The organism is Streptomyces sp. NBC_00306 (assembly GCF_036169555.1).
GTDB classification, from domain to species: domain Bacteria; phylum Actinomycetota; class Actinomycetes; order Streptomycetales; family Streptomycetaceae; genus Streptomyces; species Streptomyces achmelvichensis.
Map to the genome: position 1 here is coordinate 2,268,917 of NZ_CP108032.1, position 24,702 is coordinate 2,293,618.

Annotated in this window: 22 protein-coding genes; 13 read left to right on the plus strand and 9 right to left on the minus strand. The window is 72.1% G+C overall.

Annotation, left to right across the window (positions count from 1 at the left end; all coding sequences use genetic code 11):
- Positions 1-34: 34 nt before the first annotated feature.
- A complete protein-coding gene (locus OHA05_RS10130) occupies positions 35-1,321 on the plus strand; it encodes an MFS transporter (RefSeq protein WP_328860363.1) in 1,287 nt (428 codons plus the stop codon).
- A gap of 539 nt (positions 1,322-1,860) precedes the next feature.
- On the opposite strand, the gene OHA05_RS10135 is transcribed toward OHA05_RS10130, so the two are convergent.
- Complete coding sequence (locus tag OHA05_RS10135; RefSeq protein ID WP_313946679.1) at positions 1,861-2,079, minus strand: hypothetical protein; 219 nt, start codon at positions 2,077-2,079, stop codon at positions 1,861-1,863.
- Positions 2,080-2,167: 88 nt separating this feature from the next.
- Here OHA05_RS10135 and map point away from each other — a divergent pair, with 88 nt between their 5' ends.
- Both map and OHA05_RS10145 read left to right on the plus strand, forming a co-directional pair.
- Complete coding sequence (gene map, locus OHA05_RS10140) at positions 2,168-3,025, plus strand: type I methionyl aminopeptidase (RefSeq protein ID WP_313946678.1); 858 nt, start codon at positions 2,168-2,170, stop codon at positions 3,023-3,025.
- Positions 3,026-3,141: 116 nt separating this feature from the next.
- Positions 3,142-3,792 (plus strand): biliverdin-producing heme oxygenase, encoded by a 651-nt coding sequence (locus tag OHA05_RS10145; protein WP_313946677.1) that lies wholly within the window; start codon positions 3,142-3,144, stop codon positions 3,790-3,792.
- Here OHA05_RS10145 and OHA05_RS10150 read toward each other — a convergent pair.
- The 3 genes from OHA05_RS10150 to OHA05_RS10160 all read right to left on the minus strand — a co-directional run bounded on the left by OHA05_RS10150 (position 3,782) and on the right by OHA05_RS10160 (position 7,499).
- Positions 3,782-4,474: a PhzF family phenazine biosynthesis protein gene (locus OHA05_RS10150; RefSeq protein WP_313946676.1), complete on the minus strand. Its 693-nt coding sequence runs from the start codon at positions 4,472-4,474 to the stop codon at positions 3,782-3,784. The two genes, OHA05_RS10145 and OHA05_RS10150, sit on opposite strands and share 11 nt — an antisense overlap.
- Before the next feature lie 83 nt (positions 4,475-4,557).
- A complete protein-coding gene (locus tag OHA05_RS10155) occupies positions 4,558-6,099 on the minus strand; it encodes an HtaA domain-containing protein (RefSeq protein WP_328860364.1) in 1,542 nt (513 codons plus the stop codon).
- 14 nt (positions 6,100-6,113) lie between these two features.
- Complete coding sequence (locus OHA05_RS10160; protein ID WP_328860365.1) at positions 6,114-7,499, minus strand: HtaA domain-containing protein; 1,386 nt, start codon at positions 7,497-7,499, stop codon at positions 6,114-6,116.
- A 172-nt stretch (positions 7,500-7,671) separates the two neighbouring features.
- On the opposite strand from OHA05_RS10160, the gene OHA05_RS10165 reads away from it, so the two are divergent.
- The 7 genes from OHA05_RS10165 (at position 7,672) to OHA05_RS10195 (ending at position 15,272) form a co-directional block, all read left to right on the plus strand.
- Positions 7,672-8,682, plus strand: a complete 1,011-nt coding sequence (locus OHA05_RS10165; protein ID WP_328860366.1) for a heme/hemin ABC transporter substrate-binding protein — start codon at positions 7,672-7,674, stop codon at positions 8,680-8,682.
- Complete coding sequence (locus OHA05_RS10170) at positions 8,679-9,941, plus strand: FecCD family ABC transporter permease (protein ID WP_443043657.1); 1,263 nt, start codon at positions 8,679-8,681, stop codon at positions 9,939-9,941. Before OHA05_RS10165 ends, OHA05_RS10170 begins: the two co-directional genes overlap by 4 nt.
- Positions 9,938-10,777, plus strand: coding sequence for a heme ABC transporter ATP-binding protein (locus OHA05_RS10175; RefSeq protein WP_328860368.1), 840 nt, complete (start codon positions 9,938-9,940; stop codon positions 10,775-10,777). The genes OHA05_RS10170 and OHA05_RS10175 overlap by 4 nt, the downstream gene beginning before the upstream one ends.
- Positions 10,778-10,961: 184 nt before the next feature.
- A complete protein-coding gene (gene efeO / locus OHA05_RS10180) occupies positions 10,962-12,101 on the plus strand; it encodes an iron uptake system protein EfeO (RefSeq protein ID WP_313946670.1) in 1,140 nt (379 codons plus the stop codon).
- Between the two features lie 10 nt (positions 12,102-12,111).
- Positions 12,112-13,410, plus strand: a complete 1,299-nt coding sequence (gene efeB, locus OHA05_RS10185) for an iron uptake transporter deferrochelatase/peroxidase subunit (protein ID WP_328860369.1) — start codon at positions 12,112-12,114, stop codon at positions 13,408-13,410.
- A gap of 16 nt (positions 13,411-13,426) precedes the next feature.
- Positions 13,427-14,410: an iron uptake transporter permease EfeU gene (gene efeU, locus OHA05_RS10190; RefSeq protein WP_313946668.1), complete on the plus strand. Its 984-nt coding sequence runs from the start codon at positions 13,427-13,429 to the stop codon at positions 14,408-14,410.
- A complete protein-coding gene (locus tag OHA05_RS10195) occupies positions 14,328-15,272 on the plus strand; it encodes a hypothetical protein (RefSeq protein ID WP_313949031.1) in 945 nt (314 codons plus the stop codon). Before efeU ends, OHA05_RS10195 begins: the two co-directional genes overlap by 83 nt.
- A 277-nt stretch (positions 15,273-15,549) precedes the next feature.
- Here the strand turns inward: OHA05_RS10195 and OHA05_RS10200 are convergent, their stop codons facing one another.
- Together OHA05_RS10200 and OHA05_RS10205 are read right to left on the minus strand one after the other, a co-directional pair.
- Positions 15,550-16,314, minus strand: a complete 765-nt coding sequence (locus tag OHA05_RS10200; protein ID WP_327684561.1) for a bifunctional DNA primase/polymerase — start codon at positions 16,312-16,314, stop codon at positions 15,550-15,552.
- 138 nt (positions 16,315-16,452) lie between these two features.
- Positions 16,453-17,061, minus strand: coding sequence for a TetR/AcrR family transcriptional regulator (locus OHA05_RS10205; protein ID WP_313946666.1), 609 nt, complete (start codon positions 17,059-17,061; stop codon positions 16,453-16,455).
- Positions 17,062-17,270: 209 nt separating this feature from the next.
- On the opposite strand from OHA05_RS10205, the gene ddaH reads away from it, so the two are divergent.
- Positions 17,271-18,095: a dimethylargininase gene (ddaH, locus tag OHA05_RS10210; RefSeq protein WP_384439720.1), complete on the plus strand. Its 825-nt coding sequence runs from the start codon at positions 17,271-17,273 to the stop codon at positions 18,093-18,095.
- Positions 18,096-18,097: 2 nt separating this feature from the next.
- Here the strand turns inward: ddaH and OHA05_RS10215 are convergent, their stop codons facing one another.
- Complete coding sequence (locus OHA05_RS10215) at positions 18,098-19,096, minus strand: small ribosomal subunit Rsm22 family protein (RefSeq protein WP_328860370.1); 999 nt, start codon at positions 19,094-19,096, stop codon at positions 18,098-18,100.
- Between the two features lie 162 nt (positions 19,097-19,258).
- Between OHA05_RS10215 and OHA05_RS10220 the strand changes: the two genes are divergently transcribed.
- Positions 19,259-20,569 (plus strand): hypothetical protein, encoded by a 1,311-nt coding sequence (locus OHA05_RS10220; protein WP_328860371.1) that lies wholly within the window; start codon positions 19,259-19,261, stop codon positions 20,567-20,569.
- A 54-nt stretch (positions 20,570-20,623) separates the two neighbouring features.
- On the opposite strand, the gene OHA05_RS10225 is transcribed toward OHA05_RS10220, so the two are convergent.
- A complete protein-coding gene (locus OHA05_RS10225; protein ID WP_313946663.1) occupies positions 20,624-21,955 on the minus strand; it encodes a multidrug effflux MFS transporter in 1,332 nt (443 codons plus the stop codon).
- 92 nt (positions 21,956-22,047) lie between these two features.
- Here OHA05_RS10225 and OHA05_RS10230 point away from each other — a divergent pair, with 92 nt between their 5' ends.
- Complete coding sequence (locus tag OHA05_RS10230) at positions 22,048-23,040, plus strand: Gfo/Idh/MocA family protein (RefSeq protein ID WP_328860372.1); 993 nt, start codon at positions 22,048-22,050, stop codon at positions 23,038-23,040.
- Here OHA05_RS10230 and OHA05_RS10235 read toward each other — a convergent pair.
- On the minus strand, positions 23,027-24,649 hold the full coding sequence (locus tag OHA05_RS10235) for an alkaline phosphatase D family protein (protein WP_313946661.1): 1,623 nt from the start codon (positions 24,647-24,649) through the stop codon (positions 23,027-23,029). The genes OHA05_RS10230 and OHA05_RS10235 overlap by 14 nt on opposite strands.
- Positions 24,650-24,702: the final 53 nt, after the last annotated feature.

The window sequence follows — 24,702 nt, forward strand, 5'->3', positions numbered from 1 at the left end:
CGCAGGCTACCGGCCGCCCGGAACATGGCCTCCTGTGACCTCCAAGCTCTCCGCGCTGCTGCCCGACCTCTCTCCGTGGCGCTCGTCCCGCGACTTCCGCCTCCTGTGGGTGCAGGGCGTGGTCACGTACTTCGGCAGTTTCATGGCGATGATCGCGCTGCCGCTCCAGATCAAGGACCTGACCGGATCGCCGCTCGCGGTGGGCGTGATGGGCGCGGTGGAGCTGGTGCCGCTGGTGGTGTTCGGCCTCTACGGCGGGGCGCTCGCGGACTCGGCCGACCGCCGGAAGCTGATCCTCGGCACGGAGGCCGGGCTCGGCGTGCTGGCGGTCGTCCTCCTGGTGAACGCGATGCTGCCCGATCCGATGCTGTGGCCGCTGTACCTGGTCGCGGCCGGCGTCTCGGCGCTGGCGGGTCTGCAACGCCCGGCGCTCGACTCGCTGATGGCCCGTATCGTCCCGCACGACCAGCTGACGGCGGCGGCCGCGCTGAACGCCCTGCGCTACCAGCTGGGCGCGATCGCGGGGCCCGCGCTGGCGGGTCTGGTGGTGGCCTACGCGGGCCACGCCACGGCGTACGGCGTCACGGTCGCCGGTTTCGCGGTGTCCGTCGTCCTGTGCCTGCGCCTGGCCCCGGCCCCGGCCCCGGCGGCACACGATGCCCAGAAGCCTTCGCTGCGGGGCATCGCGGAGGGCGCGCGCTATGCGTGGTCCCGCCCGGTGCTGCTGGGGACGTACGCGATCGACCTGGCCGCGATGTTCTTCGCCTTCCCGAACACGATCTTCCCGTTCCTGGCGGACGACCTGGACGCGGAGTGGTCACTCGGCCTGATGTACGCGGCGGGTTCGGTCGGATCGCTGGCCCTGAGCATGACGAGCGGCTGGACGTCGCGGGTGCGGCGGCACGGCCTGTTCGTGGTGTTCGGCGCGGCGGCCTGGGGCCTGGCGATCGCGGCGGCGGGATGGTTCTCGAACGTGTGGCTGGTCCTGCTGTGCCTGGCGTTCGCGGGCGCGGGCGACATGCTCAGCGGCCTCGGCCGCTCGACGATCTGGAACCAGACGATCCCGGAGGAGCTGCGGGGACGGCTCGCGGGGATAGAGGTGCTGTCGTACAGCGTCGGCCCGCAGCTGGGCCAGGTCCGCGCGGGCGCGATGGCGGGATGGACGGGCACACGAGCGTCGATCTGGTCCGGCGGCGTGGCCTGCGTGGCCTCGGTCGGCCTGCTGGCCGCGGTACTCCCGAAGCTGATCACATACGACGCCTCGACGGACGAGGACGCGTTGCGCCGCCGCGCGCAGCAGGAGGCGCTGACGAAGGCGTGAGCCTTCGCGCACGGGCCGCGCCGGGCAGGCGGAGGACCACGTCCAGCCCCGCCGGACGGGGGCTGAACCTGCGGACCACATGCGGCCGTATTCAGCCCCGCCGGCGATTGAGGCGCGGGGCCCGGGGCAGAGCCCCGCGAACAGCCCGCACCCACGGGTACGCGCCCACCCCGCGAGGGCGCGCCCTCACCCACCCGGCAAACCCAGCCCCGCCGGGCAGGCTGAGGACCACATCCGGCCGCGCCGGACGGGGCTGAACCTGCGGACCACATGCGGCCATATCCAGCCCCGCCGGCGATTGAGGCGCGGGGCCCGGGGCAGAGCCCCGCGAACAGCCCGCACCCACGGGTACGCGCCCACCCCGCGAGGGCGCGCCCTTCAACCACCCGGCAAACCCAGCCCCGCCGGCGATTGAGGCGCGGGGCCCGGGGCAGAGCCCCGCGAAGGGCCCGCACGTCCCGCACCCGCCTCGATCGCCGGGACCGGCTGAACGAGCGCGCGCACAACGGGCGCGACCCCGTGGCCCACCGCCGTGAGGACTACTCGCCCTTCGGCGCGTCGTGCCAGCGCGGATCGTTCTCCCATTCGAGGTTCTTCTCCCGCGCCGTCTCCATCGCGTGGGTCGCCTCCTCACGGCTCGCGTACGGGCCGAAGCGGTCCTTCGCCGGGCACTCCGGGCCCTCCTCGACCTTCTTGTGCTCCAGGCAGTAGAACCACTCGCCCGGTTTGCCGGCCGTACGCTTCTTGAACAGGGCCATCGTCGGCTCCTTCCTCTGACGCCATGCTGCCCCAAGGACGTCCCCCTACGCCCGGGAGGCGTGCCGGGCCCCCGGTTAGACTCGCGGCATGTCTGGCCAGTCGCTGCTCGTACCAGGCGAGCTCTCCCCCACCCGCTCCGTCCCCGGCTCCATCCGGCGCCCCGAGTACGTCGGAAAGCCCGCGCCGACCCCGTACACCGGGCCGGAGGTGCAGGACGCCGACACCGTCGAGCGGATGCGCATCGCGGGCCGTATCGCCGCGCAGGCGATGGAGGAGGCCGCCAAGCACATCTCCCCCGGCGTGACGACCGACGAACTGGACCGGGTCGCGCACGAGTTCATGTGCGACCACGGCGCCTATCCGTCGACGCTCGGCTACCGCGGCTTCCCCAAGTCGCTGTGCTCCTCGGTCAACGAGGTGATCTGCCACGGGATCCCCGACTCCACCGTCCTGCGCGACGGCGACATCGTGAACCTCGACGTCACGGCGTACATCAACGGTGTGCACGGCGACAACAACGCCACCTACCTCTGCGGCGACGTCGACGAGGAGTCGCGGCTGCTCGTGGAGCGGACCCGGGAATCCCTCAACCGGGCCATCAAGGCCGTGAAGCCGGGCCGCCAGGTCAATGTCATCGGGCGGGTCATCGAGTCGTACGCCAAGCGCTTCGGCTACGGCGTGGTCCGTGACTTCACCGGCCACGGGATCAATTCCTCGTTCCACTCCGGGCTGATCATTCCGCACTACGACGCCCAGCACGCGACGACCGTGATGCAGCCGGGCATGACGTTCACCATCGAGCCGATGCTCACGCTGGGGACGTACGAGTACGACATGTGGGACGACGGCTGGACCGTGGTGACCAAGGACCGCAAGCGGACCGCGCAGTTCGAGCACACGCTGGTGGTCACGGAGAGCGGCGCCGAGATTCTCACGTTGCCCTGACGCCGTTCGGGGGTAGCGTTTTACCGACAGGTCGTCGGGAACCAGTTGACTTAGGTAAGCCTAAGTAGCAGGATCTTAACCGGTTCCCGTCCCCATCGGTCCCCCGGAGGTCCGCCTTGGACACGCCATTCTCGACACTCATCCGTGTTGCCTCGCACGAGCAGCACACCGAGGCCGAGACCTCGCCCTTCATGAGCGATCTGCTCGGCGGCCGGCTGGGCGTCGAGGCCTACGCCCGCTACACCGAGCAGCTCTGGTTCGTGTACCGGGCACTGGAAGGTGCCGCGGGCGCGCTGGAGGACGACCCGGTGGCGGGGCCCTTCATCCGCCCGGAGCTGATGCGTACCGCCGCGCTGGAACGCGACCTCGCGCATCTGCGCGGCGCCGACTGGCGCGCGGGCGCCGCTCCGCTGCCGGCGACCGAGGCGTACGCCGCCCGGGTCGAGGAGTGCGCCCGTACCTGGCCCGCCGGGTACATCGCGCACCACTACACCCGTTACCTCGGTGACCTCTCCGGCGGCCAGATCATCCGCGACCGCGCCGAGAAGACCTGGGGCTTCGCGCGCAAGGGCGACGGGGTCCGGTTCTACGTCTTCGAGCAGATCGACAACCCGGCCGCCTTCAAGCGCGGTTACCGCGAACTGCTGGACGCGGTGAACGCCGACGAGCTGGAGAAGAAGCGGATCGTCGAGGAGTGCAAGCGGGCCTTCGACTTCAACGGAGCAGTCTTCCGCGAGCTGGGCGAGGAGTTCCCGCTCAGCGCATGAGCGAGATCCGGCGGGCGGCCGGCACGGGCGTCGCGAGGCGCACCCGCCCGCCGATCTCGATCGTGCCGTCGGGGCCGGGGGCCGTCAGAATCTGCGACCCGCGGCCCTGCGTGATGTTCAGCGCGCGCCCGAGGCTGTCGGTGAGCAGCAGGGCAGCCGCGCCGGTCGCCTCGTCCTCCACGATGCCGTCGTCCCGCCGGGGGAAGGCGCGGGCCCGGACCCGGCCCGCGGCCTCGTCCTCCCAGGCCCAGGCGTAGAGCCAGCCCTCACCGGGCGGCGGCGCGGGCAGCGCGTCCACCTCGGCCGGTGAGGCGTACTGCCGCAGCGTGCGCGGCGGGGCCCATTCGGCGCGGGCGGTGATCCAGGTGAACTCGCCGTCGCTGCGCGCCCACACCTCGCCCGCGGGAGGGTTCACCGCCTCCAGGTCGAGCAGCCAGGCCACTCCGACGAGCGGGTGCCCGGCGAACGGGAGCCTCAGGCCGGGGGTGTAGATGTCCACGACCCCGCGCTCGGGGTCGTCGACGAACACGGTCTCGCTGAAGCCCAGTTCGGCCGCGAGCGCCTGCCGGGACGCCGGGTCGGGAACGGCCCGGGCGTCGCGTACGACTCCCAGGGCGTTGCCATGGCCCCCGTCGGCCCCGCAGAAGACGTGGAGCACGTCCAGTACGTCGAGTTCGTTCACCCCGGCATTCAAGCATCCCGGTACGACAGGGCCGCACCGGCGGCGACTGCTGCCGGTGCGGCCCGTGACGCGGGACCCGTGGGTCAGGAGCGGGTCGCCTCCCGGCGCCGGATCGCGAAGACCACGGCCGCGCCCGCCACCGCGATGCCCGCCGAGGCGGCCGCCAGCGCGGTCGTCGGGACCTCGGAGCCCGTGGAGGCCAGGGCGCCGCCCGTGCCGCCGACGGTGCCGCCCCCGGTGGTCGTACCGGCCGAGCCGCCCTCCGTCGAACCGCCCGCGGAACCGCCGGAGCCGCTCGTGCCGCCGGAGCCCTCGGGCAGTTCGGCGTCCTCGTCGAGGGAGACCGCGACCGTGACCGGGTCCAGCTCCTCACCGGTCGGGTACATGCCGCCGAACGCCTTGGTGCCCTCCGCCGTGAGCTTCGCCGGTACGCCCGTCAGCTTGACCACGTCCGCCTGCGCCGTGAGCGCGCCGGCCGAAACGGTCAGGGAGGCGATGCCCAGGTTCTGGTAGGTCGCGACCTTGCCGGTCTCCCGGTCCTTGGTGCTGACGTCGGCCACCAGGGTGCCCCGGGTGCCGTTCACCTCGACCTCGACGCCGCTCAGCTTCAGATCGAGGACGTACTGGCCGCCGGTGAGGTGGCCGAGGAAGCGGACGCCGCCGTCGAAGGAGGCCGCCAGGGTCTTCGTGCCGGCGTCGTAGGAGCCGCGGCCCTCGGGGAAGCGGTAGCCCTCGCCCGACTTCGCCGCGCCGCCGGACAGTTCGACCTTGCCGTGGGCTATCGGGCCCGTGACGTAGTCCCGGAACCGCTTCTTGACACCCCAGTCGAGATTGCCGTCCACGACCGAGCCGTCGCCGTTCTCGGGGTCACCGGTCGCGGTGTCGGTGGGGGACGGCGTCGCGGTGGGGTCGGTCGTCGCGGTCGCCGTCGCGGTCGCGGTGGCCGTCGGGGTCGGCGTCACCGGCGGGGTCACGCTCGGCGTGGCCGACGGGGCCGGCTTCACCGCCTTGACCGAGAGGGTCGCCGGGTCCAGCGCGTCGCCCTCCTTGTACATACCGTTGAAGGCTTTCGCGCCCTCTGCGGTGAGCGCGGCCGGGATGTCCTTGAAGACCATCGCACCGCCCTCGCCCTGCCCCGGGGCGACCTTCGACAGATCGAGCTTCGCCACCGCGATGTCGTCCTGCGTCGTGCCGTTGAGGGTGACGTCGGCCTGGATGCTGCCGGTGGTGCCCGCGGTCAGCACCTTCACATCGGCGAGCTTGATGGCGAAGCCGTGGGCGGTGGAGGAGAACAGGACATTGCCCTTGAAGGCGGTGTCGGTGGCGTGGGTGCCCGTGTCGTAGGTGCCCGTACCGCCGGTGAAGGTGAAGGGGCCGTTGTCCGGCGCCTGGGTGGCGCCGTCCGCCGCCACGATCGTGCCCTTGGCCATGCCCATGACGTACGAGCGGAAGGACTGCTTGAAGCCCCAGTCCAGGGTGCCGTCCTTCAGTTCCAGTTTCGGGGCGCCGGGGGCGGCGGAACCGCTGCCGGCCGCGAGCGCCGGAAGGGCGAAGGCGGTGGCGCCGAGCGCGGCCACGACGGCTGTCGCGGCGGCGAGGGTGATGGGGCGGCGAGTGGCTGCCATGGTCGTTGGTCTCCTCAGTGCTGGGCCGTCCGGCGGCGCCGGACGACATACAGGGCGATGGCCGCGGCGGCGAGGGCTCCGGCGCCCACGGCGAGGTAGGTCCCGGTGGGGGACGAGGTGTCGGACGACGCGGTGGCCGCCGCCGGCCCGGAGGCGGTGGCGGGCGCGGTCGTGGTCTGTCGCGGTGACGGTGCGGCCTCGCTGCCCAGGTCGGGCAGGGCGGGCAGGCGGGCGGCCCGGTCCACGGTCACGGCGAGCGAGACCGGGTCCATGACCGTGCCCGCGGCGTACATCCCGCCGAAGGCCGCGGCACCTTGCGCGGTGAGGGTCGCCGGTGCCTCGGTGACGGCGGCAAGGCCCTTCTTCGGTACGAGACGCGGGGCGGCGAAGGTCACCAGGGGTACGGCTCCGAGCGTCGTGCCGCCGCGCGCCACATCGGCGGTCAGCGTGCCGCGGCCGGCCGACACCGTGGCCCTGACCTTGCTCAGCCGGAGGTCCAGTCCGTCGCCGGTGAACCGGACGGAACCGGCGAACGACGCCGCGAGGGTTCCGCGTCCGGCGTCGTAGCTGCCCTTGCCGCGCGGGAAGCGGAAGAGCGCCCCGCCGTCCTGCGCGCCGTCCGTGAGGGTCCAACGGCCCTGCGCGACCGGGCCGGTGACGTATTCGCGGAAGGTGCGGCGTACGCCCCAGTCGACGGCGGCGTCCTGGAGCGAACCGGCCTTGGCGGCGGGCGGGGTGGCGGTCGCGGACGGCCGCGCGGAGGGCTTCGTGCGGGCGGGCGCGAGATCGACGCGCAGGCTGATCGGGTCGAGCGGGGTGCCCGCGGTGTAGTAGCCGGCGAACGCGGTGGCGCCCTGCGAGGTCAGCGTGGCGGGGACGGTGCGCAGTTCGATGGGCCCCGCGCCGCCCTTCATCGAGATGCCGGAGAGGTTGAGCGAGGCGAACGGGACCTGGCTCGACGTGGTGACCCTGCCCGTCGACCGGGCCCTGCTGACCATGTCCGCGAAGAGCGTGCCCTGTCCGCCGGAGATTCTCACCGTGGGGCGGCTGAGCGCGAGGTCGAGTTCATGGCTGCCGTCGGCCTTGCGGTGGCCCAGGAAATGCACGCCGCCCGAGAAGCGGGAGGTGAAGGAGCCGGTGGCGGGGTCGTAGGTACCGGTGGCGGAGTGGAAGCGGAACTGACTGCCGCCGACGGTGGCCGCTCCGCCGGTGAGCCGCCAACTGCCGTGCGCGATGGGGCCGGTGACATACCGCTGGAACGAGGACTTGATGCCCCAGTCCAGTCTGCCGCCCTGCACCGTGCGGTCCGCCGCCTGTGCGGTGCCGGCCGGGAGCAGGGCTCCGAGCAGGACCGCGAGAAGCGCCACGGCGGACGCGCGGGCCGGTCTGAAGGGCAGCATGACGAATCCTCCGGGGCACAACGCACTGGTCAGTGAGGTAAGGCTAACCTAAGCTCTGATCCGTGCGGTCCGGAAGACCCCACCCACCCGAAACATCGACCAACTCCCCGTCCACCCATGGCAGACTGCCGCGGTAACCGTCTTAGACAGTGAACAAGAGAAAGGTGTCCCGGTGCGCACACCTCGCCTGGCAGGTGCTCTCCTCTCGGTCCTCGCCCTCGCCCTGACGGCGACCGGCTGCGGCGGAGGCGACGAGTCGCCCGCCGCCACGGGCAAGCCGAAGGCCTCCGTGGCCGCCGACCGGATCGAGCCGCTCGCCGCGACACCGAAGCCCGAACTCCCGGCCACCGTGCGCTCGGCCGACGGCAAGAGCGTCACCGTCTCCGCCGCGGACCGGATCGTGCCGTTGTCCGGTGGGCTCAGCGAGATCGTCTACACGCTCGGCCTGGGCAAGCAGGTGGTGGCGCGCGACATCACCGCGACCTTCGAACAGGCCCGCGCGCTGCCGGTGGTGACCCGGGGACACGACGTCTCCGCCGAGAGCGTGCTGTCGCTGAAGCCGACGCTCGTCCTCGCCGACTCGACGACCGGCCCGGCCGAGGCCATCGCCCAGATACGCGCCGCGGGCATCCCGCTCGTCGTCGTCAAGGCGCCCAAGAGCCTTGCCGACGTCCGGACGCGGATCGACGCGGTGGCCGGCGCGCTGGGGGTCAAGGCGGCCGGGGACCGGCTCAACACCCGTACCGCACAGCGGATCGCGGCGGTGCAGAAGGACATCCCGAAGCCCGCCGAGGGCAAGCAGCCCCGCGTCGCCTTCCTCTATCTGCGGGGCTCGGCGTCGGTCTACCTCATCGGCGGCGCCGAGTCCGGGGCCGCCTCGCTGCTGGAGGCGGCGGGCGCCGTGGACGCCGGCAAGGAGTCGGGGCTGGCGAAGGACTTCACCCCGATCACCGCCGAGGCCCTCGCGAAGGCCGCGCCGGACGCCATGCTGGTGATGACGGACGGTCTGACGTCGGTCGGCGGCATCGACGGTCTGGTCAAGATTCCCGGCGTGGCCCAGACCCCGGCCGGAATGGACCGCCGCGTGGTGAGCGTGGACGACGGCGTCCTGCTGAACTACGGACCGCGCACCGACCGGGTGCTCCGGTCGCTGGTGGACCAGCTCTACCCGGGCGGCCGGTGACGATGGCCACGCACGCTGACCACTCCCCCTCACCCGCCCGCCCGCGCGACCGGGACCCGGAACCGGACCGGGACCAGCACCGGGACCGGGACCGACCGAGCGGCCCCGAGAGCCGTGAGGTCCCGGAGCGCTCCGAGGCCCGCAAGAGCCGTGAGGCCCCTGAGGGCTCCCGGAGCACTTCCGACCCGGGCACCCCGAAGGACACCAACGACGCCGTCCCTCTGGCCCGCACCCGCACCGGGGCCGGACTGCTCGCCGGAGGACTCCTGACGGGCGTGATCGTCCTGGCCCTGGTGTCCGCGGCCTACGGCGCGTACGACATCCCCGTCACCGATGTCATCGCCTCGGTGCAGCACCGCGCCGGGCTCGGCGGGCACGCGCTCGACCGGGTCGGCGAGAGCGTGCTGTGGAACGTCCGCCTTCCCCGTGTCGTCCTCGCGCTCCTCGTCGGCGCGTCCCTCGGCTGTGCGGGGGCCCTGATGCAGGGCGTCTTCGGCAACCCCCTCGCCGAGCCCGGCATCATCGGCATCTCCTCCGGTGCGGCCGTCGGCGCCGTCGCGTCCATCGCGCTCGGGCTGAGCTTTCTCGGCAACTGGACCATCACCGCCTGCGCGTTCGTCGCCGGCCTGGTGACCGTGCTCCTCGTGTACGCGATGTCCCGCTCGGGAGGGCGGACCGAGGTCGTCACCCTCATCCTGACCGGCATCGCCGTCAACGCCTTCGCCGGCGCTCTCATCGGTCTGTTCATCTTCTTCGCGGACAACGCCCAGATCACCCAGATCACCTTCTGGCAGCTGGGTTCGCTCTCCCAGGCGACCTGGCCCAAGGTGCTCGCCGTGCTGCCGTGCGCGCTCCTCGGTCTCGCCGTCGCGCCCCTGTACGCACGGAAGCTGGACCTGCTCGCCCTCGGCGAGCGGCCGGCGCGGCATCTCGGCATCGACGTCGAGCGGCTGCGGATCGTCCTCGTCCTCGTCGTCGCCCTGTTCACCGCTGCCGCGGTCGCCGTCGCCGGGATCATCACCTTCGTCGGGCTGCTCGTCCCGCATCTGCTGCGGATGGCGCACGGACCCGGACATCGCTTCCTGGTGCCCGGCAGCGCACTCGGCGGCGCGCTGATGCTGGTCGCGGGAGACCTCGCGGCACGCACCGTCGCCGAGCCCGCCGAACTCCCCCTCGGCGTGCTCACCGCACTCTTCGGCAGCCCGTTCTTCTTCTGGCTGCTGGTCAGGACCCGTCGTAGGCAAGGTGGTTGGGCATGAGGTCCGTGACCCGTCTGTTCGGGATGCGCCGGCGGGAGCTGCCCGCACGCCCCGAGCCCGGTTCCGTCGTCGCCGAGGCCCGGGGTCTCCATGTCCGCCTCGGCGGCCGTGAGGTGCTCGCCGGGGTGGAGCTCGCCGCACACGCCGGCGAGGTACTGGCGCTGGTCGGGCCGAACGGCGCCGGAAAGTCGACCCTGTTCGCCGCTCTCGCCGCCGATCTGCCCGCCGACGGCGGCTCGGTGAACATCGCGGGCCGGCCGGCCGACGGCTGGACCGCTCCAGAACTCGCCCTGCGCCGCGCCGTGCTGCCCCAGGCCGCCGCGCTCTCCTTCCCCTTCCTGGTGGAGGACGTCGTACGGATGGGGCGCGCACCCTGGGCCGGGACCGCGCTCCAGGAGCAGGACGACGCGGCCGTCGCCGAGGCGATGGCCGTCACGGAGGTCGGCGGCTTCGCGGCCCGCCCCTTCTCCGCGCTCTCCGGCGGTGAACGCGCCCGGGTCGCCCTCGCCCGCGTCCTGGCCCAGCGCGCCCCGCTGCTGCTCCTCGACGAACCGACGGCCGCTCTGGATCTGCGCCACCAGGAACTGGTGCTGCGCATCTGCCGCGAGCGTGCCACCGCCGGTGACGCCGTGGTCGTCGTGCTGCACGATCTCGGTCTCGCCGCGGCGTACGCGGACCGCGTCGCCGTGCTGCACGAGGGCCGGCTCGCGGCCGAGGGCCCGCCCGCCGAGGTCTTCGACGACGTGCTGCTGAGCCGGGTCTACCGGCAGCCCGTCGAAGTGTTCCCGCACCCTCGCTCCGGCGTCCCCGTGGTGCTTCCGCAACGGGCCGGTTGACCTCTGCTTGACCGAGTCCTGGGGTCCCGATGGGCAGCCTGTGACCCGTCCGTTTCCGGACGTACGTCATGAGTCCCAGATCACTGCACGGGTGGGTACCGCCGAGGTAAGGCTCGGTTAAGTTAGGTCAGCCTCACCCACCCTCAGCCCGTCTCCGCCGGGCCTCTTGCCGCATGGAGTCCGTATGCGAGTCCGTCTTTCCGTCGCTACCGCCACCGCCGTCGCGGCCGCTCTGGCCGCCGTCACGGGCTGCGCCGAGAAGGCCGACGACAAGGCCGGTGACGGCGGCGCCATCAAGGTCACCGCGAAGGACGATTCCTGCGAGGTGTCGAAGAAGGAGTTCGCCGCCGGGCACGTCCAGCTCGACATCGAGAACAAGGGCGGGAAGGTCACCGAGGTCTACATCCTGTTCCCCGACGACCGGATCGTCACCGAGCGGGAGAACATCGGTCCCGGCACCAAGGCCCGGCTCACCGCCGAGGTGAAGTCCGGTTCGTACGAGATCGCGTGCAAGCCGGGTATGAAGGGTGACGGCATCCGTCAGAAGGTCACCGCGACGGGCGGCAAGGCCGTCGAGCGGAGCCCGGAGATGGACGCCGCGGTCGCCGGCTACCGCAAGTACGTCCAGGCGCAGGCCGACGAGACGCTGCCGAAGGCAAAGGTGTTCACCGACGCCGTCAAGGCCGGTGACATCGAGGCGGCGAAGAAGGCGTACGCCGAGTCCCGTATCGGCTGGGAGCGCACCGAGCCGGTCGCCGAGTCCTTCGGCGACATCGACCCCAAGGTCGACCTGCGCGAGGACGGTGTCGAGAAGGGCCAGAAGTGGACCGGCTGGCACCGGCTGGAGAAGTCCCTGTGGCAGGACAAGAAGCTCGGCCCCGCCGACACCGCGCTCGCCGACACCCTGATCAAGGACCTCACGGTCTGGCAGAAGAAGGTCGGCACCGCCGAGATCACGCCGACCTCGATGGCCAACGGCGCCAAGGAACTCCTCGATGAGGTCGCCACCGGCAAGGTCACCGGTGAGGAGGAGCGCTACAGCCACACCGACCTGGTGGACTTCAAGGCCAACGTCGAGGGTGCGCAGACCTCGTACGAGCTGCTCAAGCCGGTCGCGTCGAAGAACGACCCGAAGCTGGTGGCCGAGCTCGACAAGCAGTTCGCCGCGCTGAACACGCTGCTCGACAAGTACCGCAAGGACAAGACCACCTACGTGTTCGCCTCGTACGACACCGTCGGCAAGGACCAGCGCAAGGAGCTCAGCGACGGCGTCAACGCCCTTGCCGAGCCGCTGTCGAAGCTCGCCGCCGCGGTCGTCAAGTAAGGGGACCGTGATGTCGGCTTCCGACGACCAGCAGACCGACGCGACGCCCGGGGCCGCGGGCCCCGGGGAGCCCGGCACGGGCACCGGTACGCCGTCCCGGCGTGCGCTGCTCGGCTGGGGCGGTGCGGGTCTCGCGCTCGGTGCCGCCGCGGCCGGCGGCACGGTGGCCGCGCTCGGCGGCGGGGACGAGACCGCCACCGCGGCGGCGAGTGGTTCCGCCGTGCCCTTCCACGGGGTGCACCAGGCCGGTGTCGCCACCGCCGTGCAGGACCGGCTGCACTTCGCGGCCTTCGACGTGAAGACGAAGGACCGTGCCGAGCTGGTCCAGCTGCTGAAGGACTGGACGCGTGCCGCGGAACGCATGACCGCCGGACTGCCCGTCGGCGAGGGCGCGTTCGGCGGCCTCGCCGAAGCACCGCCGGACGACACCGGCGAGGCACTGGGCCTCAAGCCGTCCCGGCTGACGCTGACCATCGGCTTCGGCCCCTCCCTGTTCACCAAGGACCGCTTCGGACTCGAGGGCCGCCGACCCAAGGGCCTGGCGGAGCTGCCGAAGTTCTCCGGCGACAACCTCGACCCGGCACGCAGCGGCGGCGACCTGTGCGTCCAGGCCTGCGCCGACGACCCCCAGGTCGCGGTGCACGCCATCCGCAACCTCGCCCGGATCGGCTTCGGCACAGTCGCGGTGCGCTGGTCGCAACTGGGCTTCGGCAAGACGTCGTCGACGACCCCCGACGCGCAGACACCCCGCAACCTCTTCGGCTTCAAGGACGGCACCCGCAACATCGCCGGCACGGACGCCCCGGCACTGGAGAAGCACGTATGGGTGGCGCAGAAGGACGGACCGGCGTGGCTGGCCGGCGGCTCCTACCTCGTCGCCCGCCGGATCCGGATGAACGTCGAGACCTGGGACCGCACCTCCCTGCAGGAGCAGGAGGACATCTTCGGCCGGGACAAGGGCAAAGGCGCCCCCGTCGGCAAGGCGAACGAGCGCGACGAGCCGTTCCTGCCCGCGATGCTGCCCACCTCGCACGTCCGGCTCGCCCACCCGAACTCCAACGGCGGGGCGAGGATGCTGCGCCGCGGCTACTCCTTCACGGACGGCACGGACGGTCTCGGCCGCCTGGACGCGGGGCTGTTCTTCCTCGCCTACCAGCGCGACATCGACAAGGGGTTCGTCCCGGTGCAGCGCTCGCTCGCGCGCGACGACCTCAACGAGTACATCCAGCACGTGGGTTCGGCGCTGTTCGCGGTCCCGCCGGGCGTCCGGGACACGGACGACTGGTGGGGACGGGCGCTGTTCTCATGACCAGAAGGGACCGGCCGTGTTCGGCAACTATCTGATCGGCCTGCGCGAGGGCCTGGAGGCAAGCCTCGTCGTCTGCATCCTCGTCGCGTATGTCGTCAAGACCGGCAGACGGGACGCGCTGCGGCCGATCTGGACCGGCATCGGCGTCGCGGTCGCCCTGTCGCTCGGATTCGGCTTCGCCCTCGAATACGGCTCGCAGGAGCTGACGTTCGAGGCACAGGAGCTGCTCGGCGGTTCGCTGTCGATCGTCGCGGTGTGCCTGGTGACCTGGATGGTCTTCTGGATGAAGCGCACCGCGCGGCACCTGCGCTCCGAACTGCACGGCAGGCTTGACGCCGCCCTGCAGATGGGCACGGGCGCGCTGGTTGCCACCGCGTTCCTGGCGGTGGGCCGCGAGGGCCTGGAGACGGCGCTGTTCGTCTGGGCCTCCGTACGGGCCGCCACCGACGAGGCGGGCTCACAGGGCCCGTTGACGGGAGTGCTCCTCGGTATCGCCACCGCGATCCTGCTCGGCTGGCTCTTCTACCGCGGCGCCCTGAAGATCAATCTCGCCAAGTTCTTCACCTGGACCGGCGGCATGCTCGTGGTCGTGGCCGCGGGTGTTCTCGCGTACGGCGTCCATGACCTGCAGGAAGCCCGCTTCCTCGGCGGTCTGGCGAACAAGGCCTTCGACATCAGCACGACGATTCCGCCCGACAGCTGGTACGGGACGCTGCTGAAGGGCGTCTTCAACTTCCAGCCGGATCCGACCGTTCTCCAGACCGTGGTGTGGGCCCTGTATCTGATCCCGGCACTCGGGTTCTTCCTCGCCCCGGTAGGGTTCGGACGGTCAGTGGGGGTCGAGGAGCAGAAGGCAGCCGATGAGAAGTCCGATTCGGGTGACAGGACCGCGCCGGGCGGCGACGGGCCTCGTGGCGATGACGACGCTGGCCCTGACGGCGAGCGGGTGCGTGACGGTGCACGGGGAACGGGAGATCGTTCCGTCGGTGACGAAGGCTGAGGCCGTCGAGGCCGTCAAGCAGTTCACCGCCGCCTACAACGCCGCCGACAAGGCGTACGACCCGGCTCTGGACGCGGGCCGGGTCACCGGTGCGCTCGGAGCCATCAACCAGGCCGGGTTGAAGGCACGCAGCGTCAACTACCCGGACGGCAATCCGCAGCACGTGCCGCTGGAGCTCAGCGACCCGAAGATCACGATTCCCAAGAAGGCCGGCTGGCCGCGCTTCTTCCTGGCCGACGTCGACTCCAACCGCGACCGGGACCGGGGCAGCGAGGACAACCGCTGGGTGCTGATCTTCGTGCGCAACGGTCCGGCGGAGGTGTGGAAGGCGACGTATCTGACCATCCTCACCCCCGGCCGCATTCCGGAGCTGAAGACGGACCAGGACGGCTACGCCGAGCCGGTCGCCGTGGACAGCGGTGAGCTGGCGGTCGCCCCACGCGATCTGAGCGGGGACTACTCCTCGTACATGCAGAGCGGGCAGCCGGACAACTTCAAGGACGGACCGCACACCTCCGACTGGCGCGCCTCGCGGCAGAAGGAGGAGAACCTCCCGGGCATGTCCACGCAGTACATCGACCAGCCGCTGGACAGCGGTGACTTCGCGCCGCTGGCGCTCGCGACGCGGGACGGCGGGGCGCTGGTCTTCTTCACCGTGCGCAACTACGAGCGGCAGACCGCGGCGAAGGGTGTGCGCCTGAAGGTGCACCCGGACGTGAAGGCGCTGCTCACCGGCGAGGTGAAGCAGACGATCACCAAGGAGCGGGTGTCGAGCCAGGCGGTGGCGGTCCCGGCCTCCGGCGTCGGCAAGGTCGACGTCCTTGGCCGGCTGACGGGTCTGACCTCGGCGAAGGGGTCGTAGACAGGCGGTTCGGGCCCGGCGAGGTCGGGCCCGAACCGAACGACAGGCCCCGGGTCCGGCCCGAACCGAACGACAGGCCCCGGCAAGGTCCGGCGCGGACCGAACGACAGGCCTCGGCAGGGTCCGGCGCGGACCGAACGACAGGCCCCGGCAAGGTCCGGCGCGGACCGAACGACAGGCCTCGGCAGGGTCCGGCGCGGACCGAACGGCGGGCCCGGGCAAGGTCCGGCGCGGACCGAACGGCGGGCCCGGGTCGCGGCCCAGCAGCCGCCGCGGCTCAGCGGCCCAGCGGCCAGGCCGGCGCGTGCCGGTTCAGTTCTTCGTCGTCACCCGCGTAGCGCGCGCACGCGTCGGTGAGCGTCTCCAGCAGGGTCAGCGGGTCCGGCAGCGGATGCTCCGGGCCCCGTACCCACTCCACTGCCAGATCACCGGGAAGCCGGGCGGGCGGTACGAGTACGTAGCTGCCCCGGCAGTGCCAGCGCAGCCCCGGGTGCTCGTCCATCGTCTCGGGGTGGCAGTCCAGCTCGCAGGGCCACCACTCGTCCTCGTCCTCGGGCGTACCGCGGGTGGCGGTGAAGAACAGCAGCCGTCCGTCGCCGCCCGTGCCGCCGGACTCGGCGACCGGACCGACCTCGATGCCCCGCTCCAGAAGGCGTTCGAGTGCGTCGAGCCCGGCTTCCAGCGGGACGTCGAGGACGTCGTGGACCATGCCGGTCGCGGTGATGAAGTTCGCCTCGGGCTGGCCCTGGGCCCACCGCTCGATCTGGGCGCGGTCGGTCGTGGACTGGGTCTGCCAGGCGAAGGAGACGGGGTGCATCGCGGGCGTCGGACAGCCGATGCGGTCGCAGGAACAGCGGTACGCGACGGGATACGCGGCGGGCGCGAGCGGCAGTCCTGCTCCGGCGGCGGCCAGGAGAAGCGACTCACGGCGTGAGTCCTCCGGCTCGGTGTCGCGGGGGCGCCGGCGCAGCCACTGGGGCAGCCGGCTCTCGCGGGGGAGCCTGTTCTCCGTGCCGCGGTAGCGGCCTTTACCGTCGCCCATCTATCCCCTCACACCTCACACTCGGCACCGGCGGACTCTGCCATGGTCCCACCATCCTGCTCCCCGGGTGGCCACAGTGCTCAACCGGGGGGTGGACCCGGGCATTCCGCGGGGGTCAGCCGCGGGGTGCGAGACCGTTCACGGCGTACGGGGTGCGAGACCGTTCAGGGCGTAGTCGACGACGGTGTCCGCGTACGCGTGGGTGAGGGGCAGCGTGCGCAGCAGCCAGCGGTGGGTCAGCGGTCCGACCAGGAGTTCCAGCGCGATCCGCAGGTCGGTCCCGGCTCGTACCTGGCCCGCGTCCTCGGCGGAGCGCAGACGGGTCGCGTAGAGCTCCAGCTGGGGGTCGAGGAGCTTCTCGACGAACCGGGCCCCGAGGACCGGGTCGATCACCCCCTCGGCGGCGAGCGCGCGTGCGGGTCCGTCGTAGGCGGGGCTGTTCATCTCGTCGACGGTGGCGCGCAGCACGAGTTTGAGGTCGGTCGCGAGGTCGCCCGTGTCGGGGATGTCGGCCTCCCCTGCGGCCGCCTGCTCGGCCAGGTCGAGAAAGGCTTCGAGGAGCACGGCCGACTTGGAGGGCCACCAGCGGTAGATCGTCTGCTTGCCGACACCGGCCCGGGCCGCGATGCCCTCGATGGTGGTGCGGGTGTAGCCCTCCTCGGTGACGAGGGCGAGGGCGGCCTCGTAGATCGCACGGCGGGATCGTTCGCTGCGACGGCCGGCGTCGGGTGCCTTGGTGTCGGTCATCCCGTCAATCTAGGTGCCGTTCCGGGCAACCACAAACCGATACGTATCGTCTCGATTCGTCGGTTCGCATGACACGGTGGAGTACGCCGGCCTGCGCTTACCTCACAAATCGGTGAACCACGTGGTCGATCTCCTGCGAAGCGGCCGGTTAGGCCGCACCATGGCTGCACGCAGACCGCGTGCCCCTGTTCGTTCGTGAGGAGCCCTCATTGCGCTCATCGCTTCGTGACGCATCGCCGCGTCGCTATCTCATGTGCCCACCCGTGCACTTCAAGGTGACGTATTCCATCAACCCATGGATGGATCCGGCGAAACCGGTCGACCTACCGCTGGCCCTGACCCAGTGGGAGGACCTGCGCGACCGCTACCGCGCGCTCGGCCACACCGTCGAGCTGCTGGAACCGCAGCCCGACCTGCCCGACATGGTCTACGCCGCGAACGGCGCGACCGTCATCGACGACCGGGTGCTGGGCGCCCGGTTCGCCCACCGGGAACGCGAGGCCGAGGCGGCCGCGCACCTCGCGTGGTTCCGCGCGGCCGGCTACACCGAGATCCACGAACCCCTGCACATCAACGAGGGCGAGGGGGACTTCGCGGTCACCTCGTCCTATGTGCTGGCGGGCCGCGGGTTCCGCTCCAGTCCGCTCTCGCACGACGAGGCGCAGGAGTTCTTCGGCCGGCCCGTGATCGGGCTGGAGCTGGTCGATCCGCGCTACTACCACCTGGACACCGCGCTGAGCGTGCTGGACGACGCGGCCGACGAGATCATGTACTACCCGGGCGCGTTCTCCCCGGGCAGCCGCAAGGTGCTTGAACGGCTGTTCCCCGACGCGCTGATCGCCGAGGAACGGGACGCCGCCGCGCTCGGTCTGAACGCGGTGAGCGACGGGCGCCATGTACTGCTGCCGCAGGCGGCGGTGGGCCTCTACGAGCCGCTGCGCGACCGCGGCTTCGAACCCCTGGGCATGGACCTGGGTGAACTCCTCAAGGGCGGTGGCAGCGTGAAGTGCTGCACACAGGAGCTGCGCCCCTGAGATCAGCCGGTGTGGGGTGGCCAGGCGTCGCCCCACGCCGCATCCCGTGCGGCCCTGTAGAGCTCGCCGTGGCGCTTGGTCGTCGTCGTACGGGTCAGGGCCCCCTCCGGCTCGCAGAGGTCGAGCAGCACCAGGCCCTTGCGGATCTGCGGCTTGCGGACGATCCGCGACGACGCCGGCTCCGGCGGGAAGCGGGTGGCCGCGACATAGCTGAACTTCTCGTCCTCGTACGGCAGTGAGCCGCCCTTCACCTGCCGGTGCAGCGAGGAGCGGCTGACGCGGGCCGCGAAGTGGCACCAGTCCGTACCGGGGACGATCGGGCAGTCCCCGCTGTGCGGGCAGGGCGCCGCCACGGTCAGTCCCGCCCCGATGAGCGCGTCGCGGGCCTCGATGATCCGGGCATAGCCGTCCGGCGTGCCCGGCTCGACGATCACCACGGCCTGTGCGGTGCGCGCCGCCTCGGTGACCACGGCGGCCCGGTCCGCCTCGGTGAGTTCCTTGAGGACATAGGACACCGTGACGAGATCACTGCTCTCCAGCCGGAGCGACGCGCTGATCCGTGAGCGCTCCCAGCGGGCGGCGCGCAGCGCGGGCACGCCCGACGCCGCGGCCAGCTCCCGGCCCAGCGCCAGCGCCGGCTCCGCCCAGTCCAGCACCGTGGTGTGCGGGGCCTCGTCCTCCCAGGCCTCGGCCACGGCCCAGGTCGCCGCGCCCGTGCCGCCGCCGATGTCGGTGTGGGTGGCCGGGGTGAACCCGGGCGCCGCGTCGCGCAGGGCGCCGAGCGCGGACCGTACGGCCTCGAAGGTCGCGGGCATCCGGTACGCGGCGTAGGCGGCGACGTCGGAGCGGTCGCGCAGCACGGGGGCGTCGGTCGGCGTCGTCCCGCGGTAGTTGGCGATCAGCCGGTCGACGGCCTGCACGGCCTGCGAGGGCGGCAGCCCGTCCAGCAGACCGGCGAGTGCGCTGCGCAGGGCGTCCGCGGTGGGAAGGGTGGCGTTCACCGAGCGATTCTAGGCCCTGGCCGGTCGGCCGACCGGCCAGCCCGGGGGCATGGCGGGGCCACCGCACCGGGTACGGGATCGAACTGCTGTGGCCTCAGGGGCGGTTGCTACGCTGTGGCCCTCGCCGCACACGGAACGTGAGGCGTGGCTTCCGGGGGGACCATGAGACAGCGGGTCGTGCGGTTGGCTCTGGTGGCCGGGGTGACCGCCGTGGCGCTGCTCCTCGCACTGAGCCTGCGCGGCGGCGAGGGCGGGACCTCCGAGGACAAGCCGCGCACCGCCCGGCACTCCGCGGCGACGCAGCCCCGGCTCACCGTGCCCGCGGGCTACGATCCGCGGCCCGGCTGGGAGATCGCCATGGCGTCGGCGGAGTACGCGATCGCGCGGAAGGCCGGCCGGATCGGTTATCTGGAGCGCACGGGCGGCGACCGCTTCCGGCTGCGGACCCTGGACGCGGCCACCGGCAGGGCCGGCTGGACCGGCCGCCCGTGGCGTCCGCCCGCCTCAGACGGTCCGCTCCCCCGGCTGCTGTCCGTCGCCAGGGACGGCCGCGAGTACTTCGTGACCTGGACGTTCGGCCGGGCGGGCGAGGACTCGCTGACCACGGCCGGCACCTTCGTCGTGCTCGATGTGTACGGCGCCGACGACGGCACCCGGCGGCGGGTGGAGATCCCATGGCCGACCGCGCCGACCGTGTCCGGCACCGGTCCCGGCATCCTCATCGGGGACGGGCGCACCCGCAGCGCCGTGGTCGACCCCGCGTCCGGCACGGTGACGCAGGTGCCCGAGACATCGCTCGGCCATCCGAAGGGCTGCGCGGGGTGCCGGCGGCTGACCGAGGTACGCGCCCTGACCGCCAAGGGGCTGCTGCTGAGCGGCGAGTCGGGCTTCTGGGTCCGCGGGGGCTGGTACAGCCGCGATGTCGCCCCGGCGGGCAGTGACCGCGCCTCGGGGGTGCCGACGTCGGTGGTGGCGGGCCGGCTGCTCGCCGTGTGGCGGCCCGCGAAGGGCGCCAAGGACGCGGCCACGCACGACATCTGGGCGGTGCACGACTCGGCGTCCGGCCGTCCGCTGGTCCAGGTGCGGTGCCGGCGGCCGGCGATCGAGCCGGGCGAGTACCCGCAGGCGGTACTCGCGCCCGGCGGCGGCTTCCTGGTCGCCGGGAACCTCGCCTTCGACCTGGAACGGCGCGAGGGCCGCTGCTTCGAGGAGTCGGACGGCTCCAAGCCGCTGACGCTGACGACCGTGACGGACGCCGGTCTCGCGTACGGCGCGACGAGCGCCCGCGGCCCGGCGGACGCGCTGGCGGGCGGCGGCACACCCATCGCCCTGGACCTGGCGTCGGGGGTGCCGCAGCCGCTGGCGTCCGGGGTCCGGCTGCCGGGCGCGGAGGCCGCGGGCGTCGGCCTCTTCGGCTGGACGGACGCCCAGGACCGGCCCCGGCTGAGCGGGCATCCGGCCCGTACGCCCTGAAGCGCGCCCGTACGCCCCGAATCACGGCGGGCGGTGGGCGGTCGGCGACCGCGCTCAGGCGATCGCTTCGGCTCGCCGCTGCCACGGCCGGCACAGCCCGAGGAAGCAGCCCACCGCGCCGAGCGCGCAGGTCAGTTGGACCGCGGCCATCGGGACGGCCGTCGCCTCGCCGGCGATCCCGACGAGAGGTGAGGCGACCGCGCCCAGCAGGAACGCGGAGGTGCCGAGCAGCGCGGACGCGGAGCCGGCGGCGTGCGGAGTGCGCATCAGGGCCAGGGCGTTGGTGTTCGGCATCGCGAGGCCCATGGCGGACATCAGCACGAAGAGTCCTGCGGCCACGGCGAACAGGCTCGCCCTGCCGAAGACGCCGGAGGTCATCAGCAGCAGCCCGGTCGCGGCCAGGGTGATCATGCCCAGTCCGAAGCCGAGCGCCTTGTCCAGACTGACCCGGCCCACCAGCACTCTGCCGTTGATCTGGCCGACCGCGATCAGGCCGACGGAGTTGAGGCCGAAGAGCAGGCTGAAGGTCTGCGGGGACGCGCCGTAGATCTCCTGCACCACGAACGGCGAGGCCGCGACGTAGGAGAACAGGGCCGCGAAGGCGAGCCCGCCGGTGAGCATGTAGCCGCTGAAGACCCTGTCGCCCAGCAGCGACCGCACGGTGCGCAGGGTCTCCCCCACGCCGCCGCTGTGCCGCCGCTCCGGGGCCAGGGTCTCGGGCAGCCACCTCACCACCACGAGGGTGAGCAGGATGCCGACGCCGGTGAGCACGACGAAGATGCCGCGCCAGTCGGTGACCCGGAGCACCTGGCCGCCGATGAGCGGCGCGATGATCGGGGCGACGCCGGATATCAGCATCAGGGTGGAGAAGAACCGGGCCATCTCGACGCCGTCGTACAGATCGCGGACCACGGCGCGGGCGATGACGATGCCCGCGGCGCCCGCGAGGCCCTGGAGCAGCCGGAAGCCGATGAGCAGCTGGACGGAGGGGGCCACCGCGCAGATCGCGGTGGCCACGACGTACACGACCATGCCGATCAGCAGCGGTCTGCGGCGTCCCCACCGGTCGCTCATCGGGCCGACGACGAGCTGGCCGAACGCCATACCGGCGATGCACGCGGTCAGGGTCAGCTGGACGGTGGCGGCGGGCGCGGTCAGGGAGTCGGTGACCGCGGGCAGCGCCGGGAGGTACATGTCCATGGAGAGCGGCGGCAGTGCGGTGAGGCCGCCGAGGACGAGGGTGACGAGCAGGCCGACGCGGCGCGCGGCGGCGACCGCTTGGTGTGCGACGGGAGCGATGGGTCCCGTGGGAGCAGGCGCCGTCACCGGGTCGGCGGCCGGTATGTGTCCTTCTGTACGGTCCTGGCCGGTCTCCGGCTGCGGCATTGGCTCTCCATGTTGTTGAATCCCTCCCTATGCTCTCAGCTCGTCCGGAGTGGTCGAGTCCCTTTTCAGGCTGGGATGGAATGAGCGGAATCATGCGATGGGGCGTACTGGCGACGGGCGGCATCGCCGCCGCTTTCACGGCTGATCTGCAACAGATGCCGGATGCCGAGGTGGTGGCGGTGGCGTCCCGCAGCGAGGCGTCCGCGCAGGCCTTCGCCGACCGCTTCGGCATCCCCCGGGCGTACGGCGACTGGGCCTCGCTGGCCGCCGACGAGGACGTCGATGTGGTGTACATCGCCACACCGCACTCCGCGCACCGGGCGGCCGCGGGGCTCTGTCTGGCGGCCGGAAAGGCGGTGTTGTGCGAGAAGGCGTTCACGCTCGACGCGGCCGAGGCCGGGGAACTCGTGGACCTCGCCACCGAGCGCGGGCTGTTCCTGATGGAGGGGATGTGGATGTACTGCCATCCCCTGATGCGCCAACTCGTCGAGCTCGTCGCCGACGGCACGATCGGCGACATCCGCTCCGTGTCCGCCGACTTCGGCCTCGCGGGCCCGTTCGACGCCGGCCACCGGCTGCGCGATCCGGCGCTCGGCGGCGGCGCGCTGCTCGATCTCGGTGTCTATCCGGTGTCGTTCGCGCAGCTGCTGCTCGGCGAGCCGGACCGGATCGAGGCGCACGCGCTGCTCGCGCCCGAGGGCGTGGATCTGCACACGGGCATGCTGCTGGGCTGGGAGTCGGGCGCGTCCGCGCTGCTGTCGTGCTCGATCGTGGCGGACACCCCGATGACGGCGTCGGTGACCGGCACGAAGGGCCGCGTCGAGTTTCCGCGCGGCTTCTTCCACCCCGAGCGGTTCGTCCTGCACCGGGAGGGCGAACAGCCGCGGGAGTTCGCGGTTCCGGCCGACCCGCATCCGTTCCGGCACGAGGCGGCCGAGGTGATGCGGTGTCTGCGGGCCGGCGAGAAGCAGTCGCCGCTGGTGCCGCTGGAGGGGACGCTCGCGGTGATGCGGACGCTCGACGCGGTACGGGACCGCATCGGCGTCCGCTATCCCGGCGAGGCGGGCAGCGTCACACCGGGGTGAGGCCCGGGTTGCCGGACTCGGTGACGAACGACGCCGCCGTGGTGAGCGGCGCGCCCGGGGTGGTGACGGCGCTGACGGTCTTGAAGTCCGCCCGTGCCTGACGCTCGCCGTAGGTGACCGTCACATAGCCGCGCCGGCCGTTGTAGAACTTCATGTGCGGGTTGGCCTGGGTGAAGCTGTCCCAGTTGGCGGGCTTGTCGGCGCCGTCCTTGCCGCTGCTGATGGACGTGGCGACGATCTCGGTGCCGAGCGTGCGGGACGCGGGGTCGGCCCAGTCCTTCTTGAGGTCGAAGCCGTAGCCGACGTGCACGTCACCCGTGAGGACCATCAGGTTCTCGATGCCGGCGGTCTGCGCGCCGGCGAGAACCCGCTGCCGGGACGCCGGGTAGCCGTCCCATGCGTCCATGCTGAGCTTGTAGGCGGCAGTGGGGACGTCCCGGCGCTGGGCGAACGCGACCTGCTGGGGCACGACGTTCCAGCGGGAGCCGGACCGCTTCCAGCCGTCGATGAGCCACCGCTCCTGCGTCGCACCGGTGAGGGTGCGCGACGGGTCCTCGGACTCCGGGCCCGGCACCTTCCAGCCGTCGCCGTACGCCTGGTCGGAGCGGTACTGGCGGGTGTCGAGGATGTCGAACTGGGCGAGCCGGCCGAAGTGCAGCCGCCGGTAGAGCTGCATGTCGGGCCCCTTGGGCTGCTGGGGCCTGCGCAGCGGCTGGTTCTCCCAGTACGCCCGGTAGGCGGCGGCGCGGCGGAGCAGGAATTCCTCCGGCGGGACGTCGTTCTCGGGTGTCTCGTCGGCGTAGTTGTTCTCGGTCTCGTGGTCGTCCCAGGTCAGGACGAAGGGGTGCGCGGCGTGGGCGGCCATCAGGTCGGGGTCCGACTTGTAGAGGCCGTAGCGCATCCGGTAGTCCTCGAGCGTGACCGTCTCCCGGTTGAAGTGGGCGGGCAGCCGGCGGTCGGTGTAGTTGCGGGCGCCGCCGACGGCGTTCACGGCGTACTCGTAGAGGTAGTCGCCGAGGTGGAACACGGCGTCGAGCTCCTCCTCGGCGAGGTGCCGGTACGCGGTGAAGTAGCCGTCGTGGTACGCCTGGCAGGACACCGCGGCGATCTTCAGCTCGCCGATGCGCGCGGAGCGGGCGGGCGCGGTGCGGGTGCGGCCGACCGGGCTGATCCAGGTGCCGGTGCGGAAGCGGTAGTAGTAGGGACGGTCGTTGTCGAGCCCGCCGGCCTCGACGTGCAGGCTGTGGTGGAACTCGGGGTGGGCGGTGACCGAGCCGCGCCGTGCGATGCGCGCGAAACGGGAGTCGTGGGCGATCTCCCAGCGCACGGTGAACGTGCCGCGGGGCAGTCCGCCGTCGGGCTCGTAGGGGCGGGGGGCGAGACGGGTCCACAGCAGGACGGAGCCGGGCTGCGGGTCCCCGGACGCGACGCCCAGCGTGAAGGGGTCCTCGGTGATCTTCCTGGAGTCCAGTGCGGCTGCGTGGGCGGTGCCGGGCAGGTCGACGGCGAACGCGAGCGCCGCGGCGGCACCGGTCACGGTGAGAAACCTGCGGCGGCCGATGTGCTGGGCGGCGGCCCGGAGCTCGGGTGCGTGCGATGCGGGTCTCATGTGCCCCTCCCATGACGGATGTTGTCCTTCCGCATTGGAGTAGGGGCCGACGA

Bases quoted from the DNA above. Each gene is read 5' to 3' on its own strand.
- OHA05_RS10135 (WP_313946679.1), bottom strand. From the start codon at position 2,079: ATGGCCCTGTTCAAGAAGCGTACGGCCGGCAAACCGGGCGAGTGGTTC.
- map (WP_313946678.1), top strand. From the start codon at position 2,168: ATGTCTGGCCAGTCGCTGCTCGTACCAGGCGAGCTCTCCCCCACCCGC.
- OHA05_RS10155 (WP_328860364.1), bottom strand. From the start codon at position 6,099: ATGGCAGCCACTCGCCGCCCCATCACCCTCGCCGCCGCGACAGCCGTC.
- OHA05_RS10160 (WP_328860365.1), bottom strand. From the start codon at position 7,499: ATGCTGCCCTTCAGACCGGCCCGCGCGTCCGCCGTGGCGCTTCTCGCG.
- OHA05_RS10175 (WP_328860368.1), top strand. From the start codon at position 9,938: ATGAGGTCCGTGACCCGTCTGTTCGGGATGCGCCGGCGGGAGCTGCCC.
- efeO (WP_313946670.1), top strand. From the start codon at position 10,962: ATGCGAGTCCGTCTTTCCGTCGCTACCGCCACCGCCGTCGCGGCCGCT.
- efeB (WP_328860369.1), top strand. From the start codon at position 12,112: ATGTCGGCTTCCGACGACCAGCAGACCGACGCGACGCCCGGGGCCGCG.
- OHA05_RS10195 (WP_313949031.1), top strand. From the start codon at position 14,328: ATGACGACGCTGGCCCTGACGGCGAGCGGGTGCGTGACGGTGCACGGG.
- OHA05_RS10200 (WP_327684561.1), bottom strand. From the start codon at position 16,314: ATGGGCGACGGTAAAGGCCGCTACCGCGGCACGGAGAACAGGCTCCCC.
- OHA05_RS10205 (WP_313946666.1), bottom strand. From the start codon at position 17,061: ATGACCGACACCAAGGCACCCGACGCCGGCCGTCGCAGCGAACGATCC.
- OHA05_RS10220 (WP_328860371.1), top strand. From the start codon at position 19,259: ATGAGACAGCGGGTCGTGCGGTTGGCTCTGGTGGCCGGGGTGACCGCC.
- OHA05_RS10225 (WP_313946663.1), bottom strand. From the start codon at position 21,955: ATGCCGCAGCCGGAGACCGGCCAGGACCGTACAGAAGGACACATACCG.
- OHA05_RS10230 (WP_328860372.1), top strand. From the start codon at position 22,048: ATGCGATGGGGCGTACTGGCGACGGGCGGCATCGCCGCCGCTTTCACG.
- OHA05_RS10235 (WP_313946661.1), bottom strand. From the start codon at position 24,649: ATGAGACCCGCATCGCACGCACCCGAGCTCCGGGCCGCCGCCCAGCAC.